General features: G+C 59.0%; 14 protein-coding genes. 9 read left to right on the plus strand and 5 right to left on the minus strand.

What is annotated here, in order from left to right; translation table 11 throughout:
- Nucleotides 1-10 precede the first annotated feature (10 nt).
- A complete protein-coding gene (locus J3Q04_RS05230) occupies nt 11-1108 on the plus strand; it encodes an amino acid ABC transporter permease (RefSeq protein ID WP_434607601.1) in 1098 nt (365 codons plus the stop codon).
- 10 nt (nt 1109-1118) lie between these two features.
- Nucleotides 1119-1883 (plus strand): amino acid ABC transporter ATP-binding protein, encoded by a 765-nt coding sequence (locus tag J3Q04_RS05235; protein WP_003178331.1) that lies wholly within the window; start codon nt 1119-1121, stop codon nt 1881-1883.
- 40 nt (nt 1884-1923) lie between these two features.
- Here the strand turns inward: J3Q04_RS05235 and J3Q04_RS05240 are convergent, their stop codons facing one another.
- Together J3Q04_RS05240 and J3Q04_RS05245 are read right to left on the minus strand one after the other, a co-directional pair.
- On the minus strand, nt 1924-2424 hold the full coding sequence (locus J3Q04_RS05240) for a type II toxin-antitoxin system MqsA family antitoxin (protein WP_434607599.1): 501 nt from the start codon (nt 2422-2424) through the stop codon (nt 1924-1926).
- Nucleotides 2421-2741: a type II toxin-antitoxin system MqsR family toxin gene (locus J3Q04_RS05245; protein ID WP_434607597.1), complete on the minus strand. Its 321-nt coding sequence runs from the start codon at nt 2739-2741 to the stop codon at nt 2421-2423. The genes J3Q04_RS05240 and J3Q04_RS05245 overlap by 4 nt, the downstream gene beginning before the upstream one ends.
- Nucleotides 2742-2897: 156 nt before the next feature.
- Here J3Q04_RS05245 and J3Q04_RS05250 point away from each other — a divergent pair, with 156 nt between their 5' ends.
- From J3Q04_RS05250 to J3Q04_RS05270, 5 genes are all read left to right on the plus strand, one after another.
- Nucleotides 2898-3557 carry a FadR/GntR family transcriptional regulator gene (locus tag J3Q04_RS05250; RefSeq protein ID WP_434607595.1) on the plus strand — a complete coding sequence of 220 codons (660 nt, stop codon included), beginning with the start codon at nt 2898-2900 and terminating at the stop codon, nt 3555-3557.
- Nucleotides 3547-4863, plus strand: coding sequence for a CynX/NimT family MFS transporter (locus tag J3Q04_RS05255; protein WP_434607593.1), 1317 nt, complete (start codon nt 3547-3549; stop codon nt 4861-4863). Before J3Q04_RS05250 ends, J3Q04_RS05255 begins: the two co-directional genes overlap by 11 nt.
- Before the next feature lie 97 nt (nt 4864-4960).
- On the plus strand, nt 4961-5431 hold the full coding sequence (locus J3Q04_RS05260; protein WP_434607591.1) for a nuclear transport factor 2 family protein: 471 nt from the start codon (nt 4961-4963) through the stop codon (nt 5429-5431).
- 40 nt (nt 5432-5471) lie between these two features.
- Nucleotides 5472-5795: a GIY-YIG nuclease family protein gene (locus J3Q04_RS05265; RefSeq protein ID WP_434607589.1), complete on the plus strand. Its 324-nt coding sequence runs from the start codon at nt 5472-5474 to the stop codon at nt 5793-5795.
- Between the two features lie 79 nt (nt 5796-5874).
- Complete coding sequence (locus J3Q04_RS05270; RefSeq protein ID WP_434607587.1) at nt 5875-6813, plus strand: glutathione S-transferase family protein; 939 nt, start codon at nt 5875-5877, stop codon at nt 6811-6813.
- Between the two features lie 775 nt (nt 6814-7588).
- Here J3Q04_RS05270 and yejK read toward each other — a convergent pair.
- On the minus strand, nt 7589-8593 hold the full coding sequence (gene yejK / locus J3Q04_RS05275; RefSeq protein ID WP_030139623.1) for a nucleoid-associated protein YejK: 1005 nt from the start codon (nt 8591-8593) through the stop codon (nt 7589-7591).
- Between the two features lie 395 nt (nt 8594-8988).
- Here yejK and J3Q04_RS05280 point away from each other — a divergent pair, with 395 nt between their 5' ends.
- Nucleotides 8989-9270, plus strand: coding sequence for an HU family DNA-binding protein (locus tag J3Q04_RS05280; RefSeq protein WP_030139622.1), 282 nt, complete (start codon nt 8989-8991; stop codon nt 9268-9270).
- Nucleotides 9271-9441: 171 nt separating this feature from the next.
- On the opposite strand, the gene rlmF is transcribed toward J3Q04_RS05280, so the two are convergent.
- On the minus strand, nt 9442-10467 hold the full coding sequence (gene rlmF, locus J3Q04_RS05285; RefSeq protein WP_434607585.1) for a 23S rRNA (adenine(1618)-N(6))-methyltransferase RlmF: 1026 nt from the start codon (nt 10465-10467) through the stop codon (nt 9442-9444).
- Between the two features lie 253 nt (nt 10468-10720).
- Between rlmF and J3Q04_RS05290 the strand changes: the two genes are divergently transcribed.
- A complete protein-coding gene (locus tag J3Q04_RS05290) occupies nt 10721-11110 on the plus strand; it encodes a hypothetical protein (protein ID WP_434607583.1) in 390 nt (129 codons plus the stop codon).
- Between the two features lie 44 nt (nt 11111-11154).
- On the opposite strand, the gene J3Q04_RS05295 is transcribed toward J3Q04_RS05290, so the two are convergent.
- Complete coding sequence (locus J3Q04_RS05295; protein ID WP_434607581.1) at nt 11155-14001, minus strand: valine--tRNA ligase; 2847 nt, start codon at nt 13999-14001, stop codon at nt 11155-11157.
- Between the last annotated feature and the right edge of the window lie 71 nt (nt 14002-14072).

The raw sequence follows: 14072 nt of genomic DNA on the forward strand, positions 1-14072 counted from the left end.
GGAAACGCGCATGACATCTCATACTTTCAAACCCGACATGCCACCGCCGAGCAGCAGCATCGGCGTGGTGGCATGGATGCGCGCCAACATGTTCTCCAGCTGGCTCAACACGCTGTTGACGTTGTTTGCGTTCTACCTGATCTACCTGATCATTCCGCCGATCCTGCAATGGGCGATCCTGGATGCCAACTGGGTCGGCACCACCCAGGCCGACTGCACCAAGGAAGGCGCTTGCTGGGTGTTCATCCAGCAGCGTTTCGGCCAGTTCATGTACGGCTATTACCCGACGGGCCTGCGCTGGCGCGTGGACCTGACCGTGTGGCTGGCCGTGATCGGCGTGGCGCCACTGTTCATCTCGCGCTTCCCGCGCAAGGCGATCTACGGCCTGAGCTTCCTGGTGCTGTACCCGATCATCGCCTGGTGCCTGTTGCACGGCGGCGTGCTGGGCCTGGATACCGTGGCGACCAGCCAGTGGGGCGGCCTGATGCTGACTCTGGTGATTGCCACCGTCGGCATCGCCGGAGCCTTGCCGCTGGGTATCGTCCTTGCGCTTGGCCGTCGCTCCAACCTGCCGGCGATCCGCGTGGTCTGCGTGACGTTCATCGAGTTCTGGCGCGGCGTGCCGTTGATCACAGTGCTGTTCATGTCCTCGGTCATGCTGCCGTTGTTCCTGCCTGAAGGCATGAACTTCGACAAGCTGCTGCGGGCGCTGATCGGCGTGATCCTGTTCCAGTCGGCCTACGTGGCCGAAGTGGTTCGCGGTGGCCTGCAAGCGATTCCCAAGGGGCAATACGAAGCGGCCGCGGCGATGGGCCTGGGTTACTGGCGCAGCATGGGCCTGGTGATCCTGCCACAAGCCTTGAAGCTGGTGATCCCGGGTATCGTCAACACCTTCATTGCGTTGTTCAAGGACACGAGCCTGGTGATCATCATCGGCCTGTTCGACTTGCTCAACAGCGTGAAACAAGCTGCCGCCGACCCGAAATGGCTGGGCATGGCCACCGAAGGCTATGTATTCGCCGCCCTGGTGTTCTGGATTTTCTGTTTTGGTATGTCCCGCTATTCCATGCATTTGGAACGCAAGCTGGACACTGGCCACAAGCGTTAGGAGTTGACTCATGAGTGAAGCGATCAAACAGCCTGTGAGCCCTGAAGGCATTATTCAGATGCAGGGCGTGAACAAGTGGTACGGCCAGTTCCACGTGTTGAAAGACATCAACCTGAACGTCAAGCAGGGCGAGCGCATCGTGCTGTGCGGCCCGTCGGGTTCTGGCAAGTCCACGACTATCCGCTGCCTCAACCGCCTGGAAGAGCACCAGCAGGGTCGCATCGTAGTCGATGGCGTGGAACTGACCAACGACCTCAAGCAGATCGAAGCGATCCGCCGTGAAGTCGGCATGGTGTTCCAGCACTTCAACCTGTTCCCGCACCTGACCATCCTGCAGAACTGCACCCTGGCGCCGATGTGGGTGCGCAAGATGCCCAAGCGCAAGGCCGAGGAAATCGCCATGCATTACCTGGAACGCGTTCGCATTCCAGAGCAGGCGCACAAGTACCCGGGCCAGCTCTCTGGCGGTCAGCAACAGCGCGTGGCGATCGCCCGTGCCCTGTGCATGAAACCGAAAATCATGCTGTTCGACGAACCGACCTCGGCCCTCGACCCGGAAATGGTGAAAGAGGTGCTCGACACCATGATCGGCCTGGCCGAAGACGGCATGACCATGCTCTGCGTGACCCACGAAATGGGCTTCGCCCGCACCGTGGCCAATCGCGTGATCTTCATGGACAAGGGTGAAATCGTCGAACAGGCCGCGCCGAACGACTTCTTCGATAACCCGCAGAACGACCGCACCAAGCTGTTCCTGAGCCAGATCCTGCATTGATCGGCGTCAGGCAGTGAAATAAGCCCGGACTTGTCCGGGTTTATTTTTGTCCGTAGGTCAGATCCTCCGTGTCGCGTTCGGGATGACGACTCGACAACAGTTGCTGCAAATCGGCTCCGTCACTCAATGCATGGACCTCGGCCATCAAATGCGGATGACGATCAAGCAGCCGCATCAACACGAATAGCGATTGAGCCGGGGCGACTTCGCCGCGTTCATAGCGGGAAAAAGCGTTATGTCCGCCTCCGGACAGCAGCTTCACTGCGTCTTTTTGCGTCAGGTGCAGTTTGCGCCGGATGCGTTTGATCTCAGCACCTGTTGCCAGCGCGTAATCTTCGAGCAACTGGTCGCTGGCTTTGGAATAACGCTCGGCGCTATCAGTGCCATGATCGAATTCGATCTCACCGCAGATCCGGCATTCCCATCCGCAGATATCGTGTACTTCCCGAGCCACCTGCTTATAGTCGACCGTAAAGGTACGACCGCTGAAGTGGTGCATCGCTTCGTGGCTGCCGCAGCTGACACATTGCTGGGTTTTCACTGAATCTTCTCCTTGAAGGAGACCACCGGATGCCCACCGCCGGGACGGTAGGACACTTTGAGGTAAATCTCCCTATCTTGAAATGTAGTGTGATAGACGTCTTGCCAGATTCGGTGATCGGCATAGGTAGTCATCGATTTATGCAACATCCTGTATTCGAGCAAGTGAATGACCCGTAGCATCTGGGCAAGACTCAGCGACATCTTTCGTCCTCCCTCTCGCGCACTCAGCGTGAACGCCTTGCTTCCTAGCCTGCGAGTTTCGGCCTTGACCACTGCCAGGTCGTAATGGGCTGCTCTTTTCCATAGAGAAGTCATTTACTCCGTTTTTAAAACTACCCTAAAAGGGTAATTTCATCCAATCAAAAATTCAGATTTCTTGTCTCCAATACAACGTAGGCGGTTGCCGTCCTACACGAAGCTGACTAACATGTCAGAAAATTCATCCTATGATTGGATGAAAAGGCGAACCTCATGTCCGATATTTCTCCATTGATAAAGCGCTCCCTCGTCGACCAAGCGCTGGAGCAATTGCGCCAACGCATCAGCGACGGGGTATGGGCTGTCGACCAGCGCCTGCCCACCGAGCCGGAGCTGGTGGCTGAGCTTGGTATCAGTCGTAACACGGTGCGCGAAGCCATGCGCGTGCTGGCGTTTTCCGGGTTGATCGAGATCCGCCAGGGCGATGGCAGTTACGTGCGGGCAGTGGTCGATCCGCTGGACACGCTCAAGGCGTTGTCGCGCTGTTCGCTGGAGCAGGCTCGGGAAACCCGCCACATCCTGGAGGTGGAGGCCATCGGCCTGGCGGCGCTGCGGCGAACCGATGAGGATTTGCTTGCGTTGCGCCAAGCGCTGAAAACCAGCGGCGAGCATTACCACGGCGACCTGGAGCACTACATCGCCTGCGACCTGATTTTCCATCGTCTGTTGGTAGACGCCGCGCACAACCCGGCCCTCAGCGAGCTGTATCGCTATTTTTCCAGCGTGATCGGCGCGCAATTGCGCCAGAGCCTCAATATCATTCCCCGCCATCAACACGTATTCGATCTGCACATCGAGATTCTCGAAGCCGTCGAGCGCCAGGATCCGGAGCGGGCCAAGGCTCTGTGCCGGCAGTTGATCAATGAACCCTGAACCCGAGCTTTCCATGTCCCGCGATCCGCTTGACCGTACCACCGCGACGACGCACAAACGCGCCGCCGAACTTGAAGAACTGCTGATCGACGCCGAAGCCGACGACGAGCAGGCCCAGCAGAGCCATCCTCTGGTGCGCCGGCCCTGGCTGTTGTTGCTCGGGCTGATTCTGGTGGCGCTGAACCTGCGTCCGGCTCTGTCGAGCATGGCGCCGCTGCTCAGCGATGTTTCAAAAAGCCTGGGCCTGTCGGCTGCGCAAGCCGGGCTTTTGACCACGCTGCCGGTGCTTTGCCTGGGCCTGTTCGCGCCGCTGGCGCCGGTGTTGGCCCGGCGTTTCGGTGCCGAGCGCGTGGTGTTGGGGATCTTGCTGACGCTGGCTGGCGGAATCGTCCTGCGCAGTTCGCTCGGCCAGCTCGGCTTGTTCGCCGGCAGCATCCTGGCGGGCGCGAGTATTGGAATCATTGGCGTGCTGTTGCCGGGTATCGTCAAGCGCGACTTTGCCAAACAGGCCGGCACCATGACCGGCGTCTACACCATGGCCCTTTGCCTGGGCGCCGCGATGGCGGCAGGGGCGACGGTGCCGCTGAGCGAACACCTTGGCAACAGTTGGGCGTTGGGATTGGGGTTCTGGGTGGTCCCGGCGTTGGTGGCTGCAGTGTTCTGGCTGCCACAAGTGGGCCAGAAACATGGCGCCCATCAAGTGGCGTACCGGGTCCGTGGCTTGCTGCGTGACCCCTTGGCCTGGCAAGTGACCTTGTACATGGGGCTGCAATCGTCCCTGGCCTATATTGTGTTCGGCTGGCTGCCCTCGATTCTTATCGGCCGGGGGCTGAGCCCGACCCAGGCCGGGCTCGTGCTGTCCGGCTCGGTCATCGTGCAGTTGATCAGCTCTCTCGCGGCGCCCTGGCTGGCAACGCGCGGCAAGGACCAGCGCCCGGCCATCCTGATTGTCATGCTCATGACGTTGGGCGGGTTGTTCGGTTGCCTCTACGCGCCGATCGATGGTTTGTGGGGTTGGGCGATCCTGTTGGGGTTGGGGCAGGGCGCGACGTTCAGCCTGGCGCTCACGCTGATCGTGTTGCGTTCGCGGGACGCCCATGTCGCCGCTAACCTGTCCGGCATGGCCCAGGGCTTTGGTTATACGCTGGCGTCGCTGGGGCCTTTCGCGGTGGGCGTGGTCCACGACTTGACCGGCGGCTGGAATGCCCTGGGCTGGATCTTCGGCCTGATTGGCCTGGGGGCGATCATTGCGGGCATCGGCGCGGGCCGGGCATTGTATGTCGGCGTCTGCAGCGAAAGGGTCTGACCTTCGTTGATATCATTTTCATGGCGAATGACGATGGTCTTCCCCACGGCGGCAGATTATCGTGCAGGCCTACTGAACCGTTTTTCGGAGCCCGTCCATGAGTGATGCCCACAACGCCTTGATCACCCGTTTTTACCAGGCCTTCCAACGCCTGGACGCCGACGCCATGAGCGCCTGCTACACCGATGATGTGGTGTTCAGCGATCCAGCGTTCGGCGAACTGCGCGGGGGTGATGCCGGTGACATGTGGCGCATGTTGACGACCCGGGCCAAGGACTTCTCCCTGACCTTCGATAACGTGCGCAGCGACGAACGTACCGGCGGTGCGCACTGGGTGGCGACGTATCTGTTCAGCCAGACCGGCAACATCGTGATCAACGACATCCAGGCGCGCTTCGTGTTTCGCGATGGCAAGATCTGCGAGCACCACGACAGCTTCGATCTGTGGCGCTGGTCTCGCCAGGCGCTGGGCACCAAGGGCCTGTTGCTGGGCTGGACGCCGCTAGTGCGCAACGCCGTCAGGGCCCAGGCGCTCAAGGGGCTGCGGGCGTTCCAGGCCAGTCGCTGATAAGATCGCGGTTTGTCCTGGCTCACCTGTTGAACATTTTGTGACGACCGTCGACTTATCCTCCGATCTGCCTGCACAAGGCGCCGCCGAACCGGACAAACCCTGGTTCGTCTACCTGGTGCGGGCCGCCAACGGCTCGCTGTACTGCGGCATCAGTGATGACCCGGTGCGGCGCTTCGCCAAGCATCAAAGCGGGAAGGGCGCGCGCTTCTTCCTGTCCAGCCCGGCAGTGGCCCTGGTGTACACCGAGGCCTGCCGCGACAAGGGCGAGGCCTTGCGTCAGGAGCGGCTGATCAAAAAGCTCAGGAAAAGCGCCAAGGAATGTCTGGTGGCCAGTGCGCTGTCCCTTCATCAGCCGGGCTGATAGGCCTTTATCAGGCCGGTAGGCTGGCCCGGTCAGGCGCGCTAAGCTGCAAGACTTCATTCCTGCAGTGGCGAATCTCATGTCAGAGCTGATTCTTCATCATTACCCAACGTCTCCTTTCGCGGAAAAAGCCCGGCTGTTGCTGGGCTTCAAGGGCCTGTCCTGGCGTTCGGTGAGCATCCCGCCAATGATGCCCAAGCCTGATCTGACGGCGCTGACGGGTGGCTATCGCAAGACGCCGGTGTTGCAGATCGGCGCGGATATCTATTGCGATACGTCGCTGATTGCTCGTCGACTGGAGCAGGAGAAAGCCTCGCCGGCGCTGTTTCCCGAAGGACGGGAAATGATTGCCGCGTCCTTTGCGGCCTGGGCCGATTCGGTGGTGTTCCAGCATGCGGTGAGCCTGGTGTTCCAGCCGGAGTCGATGGCGGTGCGTTTCGCCAAGCTATCGCCTGAAGCCATCAAGGCATTCATCAGCGACCGCGCCGGGCTGTTCAGTGGTGGCACGACCACACGCTTGTCCGCCGACCAGGCCAAGCACCAGTGGCCGACGATCATGGCGCGCCTCGAACAACAGTTGCAGCGCGAAGAGGGCGATTTCCTGCTGGGCGATCCGTCGATTGCCGACTTCGCCATGGCTCATCCGCTGTGGTTCCTCAAGGGCACTCCGGTGACCTCGTCGCTGGTGGACGCGTATCCGGCTGTTTCGGCATGGCTGGCGCGGGTGCTGGGTTTCGGCCATGGCGCGTCCAGCCAGATGAGTTCCGAAGAAGCCCTGGAAGTTGCCCGCAATGCGACGCCGGCCGCGCTGCCGGATGAGTCGTTTGAAGAGCCGAACGGGTTCGCGGTTGGGCAGCAGGTGACCATCGCCGCGACGGACTATGGTGTCGATCCGGTGGCTGGGGAGTTGCTGTTTGCCGGTAGCGAGGAATTGATCCTGCGCCGGGAAGATGAGCGTGGCGGGGTGGTGCATGTGCACTTTCCGCGGACGGGTTTCAAAATTAGTAGGAGAATGTGAATGTGGCAAGATTGTAAAGGGTTGCCCTTGTTTCTAAGGGCAACCCAAGATACTTGGATTGTTCAAAGATAGAACATTAAGTCTGTGGCATAACCAGATGAGTCCACGGGATTTGAACACATTCCGCCTATGATTAACACCGCGCCAGAATTTTGGTGGCTTGCTTGAGTAAGGTCTAATGTGGTGGAGAAATTTCCACCTGCGTCGCAAAGAGCGGTTCCGAGTGTGGCTTTGGTGTTGGTTTCCCAAATGATTACTGCACTGCCTGGGTGAGCCTTACCAATGACGTGAGGAGGGTTGTTTCCTCTGCTATTTGATGCAGGGCTAGTAAAGACGGGGGCTTGAAGAGTCATTTTTTTTCTCCGGTTGCTCTGAATTTTAATTAGTAAGAGGGCTGGCACCCTCTTGCTAATAGGTTATGCAGTAGCTTTAGGAGCGGGTACTGTCATAGTTGACAGTTTTTTATGATCGTTCGCTATTTAGATTTTTACTTTCTTACTTCTCGGTGCTTAGAGCCCGGGGGCGGTTAAGGCGCGCTGATCCGCTCTACATGCCATCGATCGTTGGGTAGCGATTTGAAGGCTGCTTTTCATTTTCCTGTTTTTTCAACTTAACCAAGATGAATTTTAGCCCCTAGGGCTTCCCCTGCTGAGAGTCTTATTGCGCCGTCGAGCACCGTATTGTTCAAATACCTCGTTCTGCCTCGATGTCGAAGTTCACATAATGAATAGGATGCGTAGTAGGCCTTGCCCAGCACTTCATTGGCAAAAAAAGCTCAGTTGCGACGCTTGAGCTGATCAGTCAACGAAGTCGGCAACCCCTTGATGATCAACGTCCCAGCCTCTTCGTCATACTCAATCTTCGAGCCCAGCAAGTGCGCTTCGAAGCTGATGGACAAGCCTTCGGCGCGGCCGGTGAAGCGGCGGAACTGGTTGAGGGTGCGTTTATCCGCCGGGATCTCCGGCGACAGGCCGTAGTCTTTGTTGCGGATGTGATCGTAGAAGGCTTTCGGGCGCTCTTCGTCGATCAGCTCGGAGAGCTCTTCCAGGCCCATCGGCTCGCCGAGCTTGGCCTGGCTGCTGGCGTAGTCCACCAGGGTCTTGGTCTTTTCCCGGGCATCGTCTTCCGGCAGATCTTCGCTTTCAACGAAGTCGCTGAAGGCCTTGAGCAAGGTGCGGGTCTCGCCGGGGCCATCCACGCCTTCCTGGCAGCCGATGAAGTCGCGGAAGTACTCCGAGACTTTCTTGCCGTTCTTGCCCTTGATGAACGAGATGTACTGTTTGGATTGCTTGTTGTTCTGCCATTCCGACACGTTGATCCGCGCCGCCAGGTGCAGTTGGCCCAAGTCCAGGTGACGGGACGGGGTCACGTCCAGCTCATCGGTCACCGCCACGCCTTCGCTGTGGTGCAGCAGGGCAATCGCCAGGTAATCCGTCATGCCCTGTTGGTAATGGGCGAACAATACGTGGCCGCCCACCGACAGGTTGGATTCTTCCATCAGTTTTTGCAGGTGTTCCACCGCCACGCGGCTGAAGGCGGTGAAGTCCTTGCCGCCGTCCAGGTACTCCTTCAGCCAGCCACTGAACGGATGCGCGCCGGACTCGGCATGGAAAAATCCCCAGGCCTTGCCTTGCTTGGCGTTATAGCTCTCGTTGAGATCGGCGAGCATGTTCTCGATGGCCGTGGATTCGGCGAGTTCAGAGTCGCGGGCGTGAAGCACAGCAGGCGTGCCGTCGGGTTTTTTGTCGATCAGGTGGACGATGCAATGACGGATCGGCATGGATTTCTCGGCTGGTGAAAGAGAGGAGGGCGCGCTCCCCGAAAAAGGGCTCAGTGTACCGCAATCACTGGTTTTGCAACGCGTCGAAGGCCCTTTCAGACCCTTCCGACACCCTGCGAGCATTTTTTTACCGATTTAGCGCAATAAAGCTGACCAAATGGGTAGGTAGAGGCGGATATTTCACAGGCGTTGTGCTAGTTTTGCCCGGTCTTACGCGATGTCACTGCGTTAAGCGTGCATTCAGCATTTGTCAGGTCGAACCAAACCCGGATTTCGGCATCTATTACCCCGATCCGTCGTGGTGATGACCGAGGGCGGCTGATCAGACAGATCGGGCTCGATGGCTGACACTGCACTCTGCAATCCATATGAATTTGATAGGGAAGGAACACTACATGGCTCTTACTAAAGACCAACTGATCGCTGATTTGGCTGAATCTGTAGACGCACCTAAAGCTACCGTGCGTGCTCTGCTGGACCAACTGGGCCAAGTCGTTGCCGATCAGCTGGAAAACGGCGGCGAACTGACCTTGCCAGGCGTTGGCAAGCTGAAAGTCACCGAGCGTCCTGCCCGTACCGGTCGCAACCCTTCGACTGGCGCAGCCATCGAAATCCCGGCCAAGAAAGTGATCAAGCTGGTTGTGGCCAAAGGCCTGACCGACGCGGTCAACAAGTAAGACCGCCCGATAAAAGCCGTGCCGCGGAGCGATCCGGGCACGGTTTTTTATTGCCTTGGAAAAACCAGTGAGACGGCAATGCTGTCATAGTAAACCCGTGGCGAGGGAGCTTGCTCCCGCTGGGCTGCGCAGCAGCCCCAACTGCGAGTACTTTGTATTGGGTGGCTTCACTCAGCCCTTGCGAACCCAACGCGACTGGCGCCAAGCCTGTTGCTGTGCCTCGGTCTGGAAGGTCCAGGCCACGAAGCGGCTCTGTTTTTGTCCCTGGGACATTTCCACCACCTGACTATGCAAGGCCCCAGCTTTTTTCAGCGCTGTCTCGATGGCCGGCAGGTTCGACGCCTTCGATACCAGGGTGCTGAACCACAACACTTGGCCCGCCACCTGTGCGCTTTCGCTGATCAGTTGCGTGACAAACCGCGCCTCGCCGCCCTCGCACCACAACTCCGCCGCCTGGCCGCCGAAGTTCAGCACCGGTAACTTGCGCTTCGGATCCGCTTTGCCCAGCGCGCGCCATTTGCGCTGGCTGCCCTTGGTCGCTTCTTCCAGGGAGGCGTGAAACGGTGGGTTGCACATCGTCAGGTCGAAGCGTTCGGCGCTTTCCAGAAGACCCAGCAGAATCTGCTTGCGGTTGGTTTGCTGGCGCAACTGGATGGCCTTGTTCAGATCGTTGGACAGCACGATGGCCCGGGCGGCCGCCACGGCTGTCGGGTCGATTTCCGAGCCGAGGAAGTGCCAACGGTATTCGCTGTTGCCGATCAGCGGATAAACGCAATTGGCGCCCATGCCGATGTCCAGCACATTGACGATTGCGCCACGCGGCACCTTGCCGTCGTTCATGCTCGCCAGCAGGTCAGCGAGAAAGTGTACGTAATCGGCGCGGCCTGGAATCGGAGGGCAGAGGTAATCCGCCGGGATGTCCCAATGCTGGATCCCATAGAACGCCTTGAGCAGCGCCCGGTTGAACACCCGCACGGCGTCGGGGTTGGCGAAGTCGATGCTTTCCTTGCCGTACGGGTTGGTGATCACGTACTTCGCCAGTTCGGGCGAGGTCTTGATCAGCGCCGGGAAGTCGTAACGACCCTGATGACGATTGCGTGGGTGCAGGCCGGCCTTCTCGCGCGGCTCGACGGCTTTGCTTGAGGACGCGGCGTCAGGCTTCTTGCGCGCAGGTTTGGAAGTGCGGGGGGCGTTCATGGGCGTGGCCGATTCGGGTATGGCTGAAAATGGCGACTATTGTCCCACATCTACCCTCGGTCCAACTTGCAATGTTCCTTCTCCGTGATTTTTATACGTAATGGATCTAAAAAACTGTTAGTTATTACAGTGGTGGACCCCGCGGCCTCCGAGTGTACTGAAGGGGCTGGGTTCAAGGGGCACGTCGTCTCGACTGCAAGAACTCGGCTTATCAAAAACCGATCGTTATTTTGCAGATTCAGGGAGAACACTTATGGACCAATCTCGCTCTATTACCTTTCCCGGTACCGACCCTACCGGGATTATTTCATGCAGATCGAATCCGATGGAGGGCATCAGTTTCAGGATCGACCTGACGGGAGTACAAGTCGGTGCGGTCGTCCTATTTTCATGGCAAGGATTCCGTGATCAAGCGCTAACGGATCCTATACGAGGAACGCGGACCGTAGGCGAATATGTTGTTGAACAAAGTGATATCGATAAACGATTTTTGGAGGGAAAAATCGGAGAGTATTTTAAACACATCAAACCGATTCGATACGGTTGGGGAAAAGCCTCTTACACGATTGAAGTGATGGCCAAAGTTGAAGTTAATTTGCTCAATAGTTCCGGTCAAACCTGTGATGAGGTAAAGGAGAAATAAAAAAGGAGGCCCTCGCGGCCTCCCTTTCTAACTGCGATCTGCCGTTACAGACTGGCAATCCGCGCATGCTGCTCAGCCAGCTTGCCCAGGGCCAGCTCAGCCTCGGCCAACTTGGCCCGTTCCTTCTCGATGACTTCGGCCGGCGCCTTGTCGACAAAGCCGGCGTTCGACAGCTTGCCGCCAACGCGCTGGACTTCACCCTTCAGGCGCAGGATTTCCTTGTCCAGGCGCGCCAGTTCGGCGGCCTTGTCGATCAGCCCGGCCATCGGCACCAGCACTTCCATCTCGCCAACCAACGCGGTGGCCGACAGCGGCGCCTCTTCGCCAGCAGCCAGCACGGTCACCGATTCAAGCTTCGCCAGCTTCTTGAGCAGCGCTTCGTTCTCATTGAGGCGGCGCAGGTCTTCGGCGCTGGCGTTCTTCAGGAACAGGGTCAGCGGCTTGCCCGGGCCGATGTTCATTTCGGCGCGGATGTTGCGCAGGCCGAGCATGAAGGTCTTCAGCCACTCGATGTCGTCTTCGGCCGCCGGATCGATGCGGCTCTCGTTGGCCACCGGCCACGGTTGCAGCATGATCGTCTTGCCCTGTGCACCAGCCAGCGGCGCGACGCGCTGCCAGATTTCCTCGGTGATGAACGGCATGAACGGATGCGCCAGGCGCAAGGCCACTTCCAATACCCGAACCAAGGTGCGACGGGTGCCGCGCTGGCGCTCGACCGGAGCGTTTTCGTCCCACAAAACCGGCTTGGACAGTTCCAGGTACCAGTCGCAATACTGGTTCCAGATGAACTCGTACAGCGCTTGCGCCGCCAGGTCGAAACGGAACTGGTCGAGCTGGCGGGTTACTTCGGCTTCGGTGCGTTGCAGCTGGGAAATGATCCAGCGATCCGCCAGGGTCAGCTCGTAGGCTTCGCCGTTCTGGCCGCAATCTTCGCCTTTATCCAACACGTAACGCGCGGCGTTCCAGATCTTGTTGCAGAAGTTGCGATAGCCTTCGACGCGGCCCATGTCGAACTTGATGTCGCGACCGGTGGATGCCAGCGAACAGAAAGTGAAACGCAGGGCATCGGTGCCGTAGCTGGCGATGCCGTCGGCGAACTCTTCGCGGGTGGCTTTCTCGATCTTCTTCGCCAGTTTTGGCTGCATCAGGCCGGAGGTGCGTTTCTGCACCAGGGTTTCCAGGTCGATGCCGTCGATGATGTCCAGCGGATCCAGGACGTTGCCCTTGGACTTGGACATCTTCTGGCCCTGGCCGTCGCGCACCAGGCCATGGACGTAAACGGTCTTGAACGGCACCTGCGGGGTACCGTCTTCGTTTTTCATCAAGTGCATGGTCATCATGATCATCCGGGCGACCCAGAAGAAAATGATGTCGAAGCCGGTGACCAGCACGTCGGTGGAGTGGAATTTCTTCAGGAATTCGGTCTGCTGCGGCCAGCCTAGGGTGGAGAAGGTCCACAGGCCGGAGCTGAACCAGGTATCGAGAACGTCGTTGTCCTGTTGCAGGGCAACGTCCGGGCCGAGGTTGTGCTTGGCGCGGACTTCGGCTTCATCGCGGCCAACGTAGACCTTGCCCAACTCGTCGTACCAGGCCGGGATGCGATGACCCCACCACAGCTGACGGCTGATGCACCAATCCTGGATGTCGCGCATCCACGAGAAGTACATGTTTTCGTATTGCTTGGGCACGAACTGGATGCGGCCGTCTTCCACGGCGGCAATCGCCGGCTCGGCCAATGGCTTGGTGGACACGTACCATTGATCGGTCAGCCACGGCTCGATGATGGTGCCGGAACGGTCGCCTTTCGGGACTTTCAGGGCATGATCATCGACGCTCACCAGCAGGCCGGCGGCTTCGAAGGCCGCGACGATCTGCTTGCGTGCCTCGAAGCGCTCCAGGCCGGCGAATTCGGCCGGAATCTGGCCGTCGACGTTCTCGTTCAGCGTGCCATCGAGGTTGAATACCTGGGCTGCTGGCAAGACATTGGCGTTCTTGTCGAAGATGTTCAGCAGCGGCAGGTTGTGGCGCTTACCGACTTCGTAGTCGTTGAAATCGTGGGCCGGGGTGATTTTCACGCAACCGGTGCCGAATTCAGGGTCGCAATAATCGTCGCCGATGATCGGAATACGACGGCCCACCAACGGCAGCTCGACAAACTTGCCGATCAATGCCTTATAGCGCTCGTCGTTCGGGTTCACCGCCACGGCGGCGTCGCCGAGCATGGTTTCCGGACGGGTAGTGGCAACGATCAGGTAATCCTTGCCTTCGGCGGTTTTGGCGCCGTCGGCCAGCGGGTACTTCAGGTTCCACAGGAAACCCTTCTCGTCGTGGTTCTCCACTTCGAGGTCGGAAATCGCCGTGTGCAGCTTGGTGTCCCAGTTGACCAGGCGCTTGCCGCGGTAAATCAGACCGTCTTCATGCAGGCGCACGAAGGCTTCCTTCACCGCTTCCGAGAGGCCGTCGTCCATGGTGAAGCGCTCGCGGCTCCAGTCCACGGACGAACCGAGGCGGCGGATCTGGCGGGTGATGTTGCCGCCGGACTCCTCTTTCCATTCCCAGACTTTCTCCAGGAATTTTTCGCGACCCAGGTCATGACGGTTCTGGCCCTGGGCTTCGAGGCGGCGCTCCACCAACATCTGGGTGGCGATACCGGCGTGGTCGGTGCCCGGTTGCCACAACGTATTACGACCTTGCATGCGACGGAAACGGATCAGGGCGTCCATGATCGCGTTGTTGAAACCGTGGCCCATGTGCAGGCTGCCGGTGACATTCGGCGGCGGGATCATGATGGTGTAGGAATCGCCCGCGCCTTGCGGAGCGAAATAATTCTCGGACTCCCAGGTGTTGTACCAGGAAGTTTCAATGGCGTGCGGCTGGTAGGTCTTATCCATGCGCGGCGGGACCCTATAGGCATTTATTCAGGAAAAGCCGGGAAGTATAGCGGGCAGGGCTGGTGCAAGCC

Source organism: Pseudomonas sp. D4-21 (assembly GCF_051132125.1).
GTDB lineage: Bacteria > Pseudomonadota > Gammaproteobacteria > Pseudomonadales > Pseudomonadaceae > Aquipseudomonas.

Bases quoted from the DNA above. Each gene is read 5' to 3' on its own strand.
- rlmF (WP_434607585.1), bottom strand. From the start codon at position 10,467: ATGAACGCCCCCCGCACTTCCAAACCTGCGCGCAAGAAGCCTGACGCC.
- J3Q04_RS05235 (WP_003178331.1), top strand. From the start codon at position 1,119: ATGAGTGAAGCGATCAAACAGCCTGTGAGCCCTGAAGGCATTATTCAG.
- J3Q04_RS05250 (WP_434607595.1), top strand. From the start codon at position 2,898: ATGTCCGATATTTCTCCATTGATAAAGCGCTCCCTCGTCGACCAAGCG.
- J3Q04_RS05280 (WP_030139622.1), top strand. From the start codon at position 8,989: ATGGCTCTTACTAAAGACCAACTGATCGCTGATTTGGCTGAATCTGTA.
- J3Q04_RS05230 (WP_434607601.1), top strand. From the start codon at position 11: ATGACATCTCATACTTTCAAACCCGACATGCCACCGCCGAGCAGCAGC.
- J3Q04_RS05245 (WP_434607597.1), bottom strand. From the start codon at position 2,741: ATGACTTCTCTATGGAAAAGAGCAGCCCATTACGACCTGGCAGTGGTC.
- J3Q04_RS05270 (WP_434607587.1), top strand. From the start codon at position 5,875: ATGTCAGAGCTGATTCTTCATCATTACCCAACGTCTCCTTTCGCGGAA.
- yejK (WP_030139623.1), bottom strand. From the start codon at position 8,593: ATGCCGATCCGTCATTGCATCGTCCACCTGATCGACAAAAAACCCGAC.
- J3Q04_RS05255 (WP_434607593.1), top strand. From the start codon at position 3,547: ATGAACCCTGAACCCGAGCTTTCCATGTCCCGCGATCCGCTTGACCGT.
- J3Q04_RS05295 (WP_434607581.1), bottom strand. From the start codon at position 14,001: ATGGATAAGACCTACCAGCCGCACGCCATTGAAACTTCCTGGTACAAC.
- J3Q04_RS05260 (WP_434607591.1), top strand. From the start codon at position 4,961: ATGAGTGATGCCCACAACGCCTTGATCACCCGTTTTTACCAGGCCTTC.
- J3Q04_RS05290 (WP_434607583.1), top strand. From the start codon at position 10,721: ATGGACCAATCTCGCTCTATTACCTTTCCCGGTACCGACCCTACCGGG.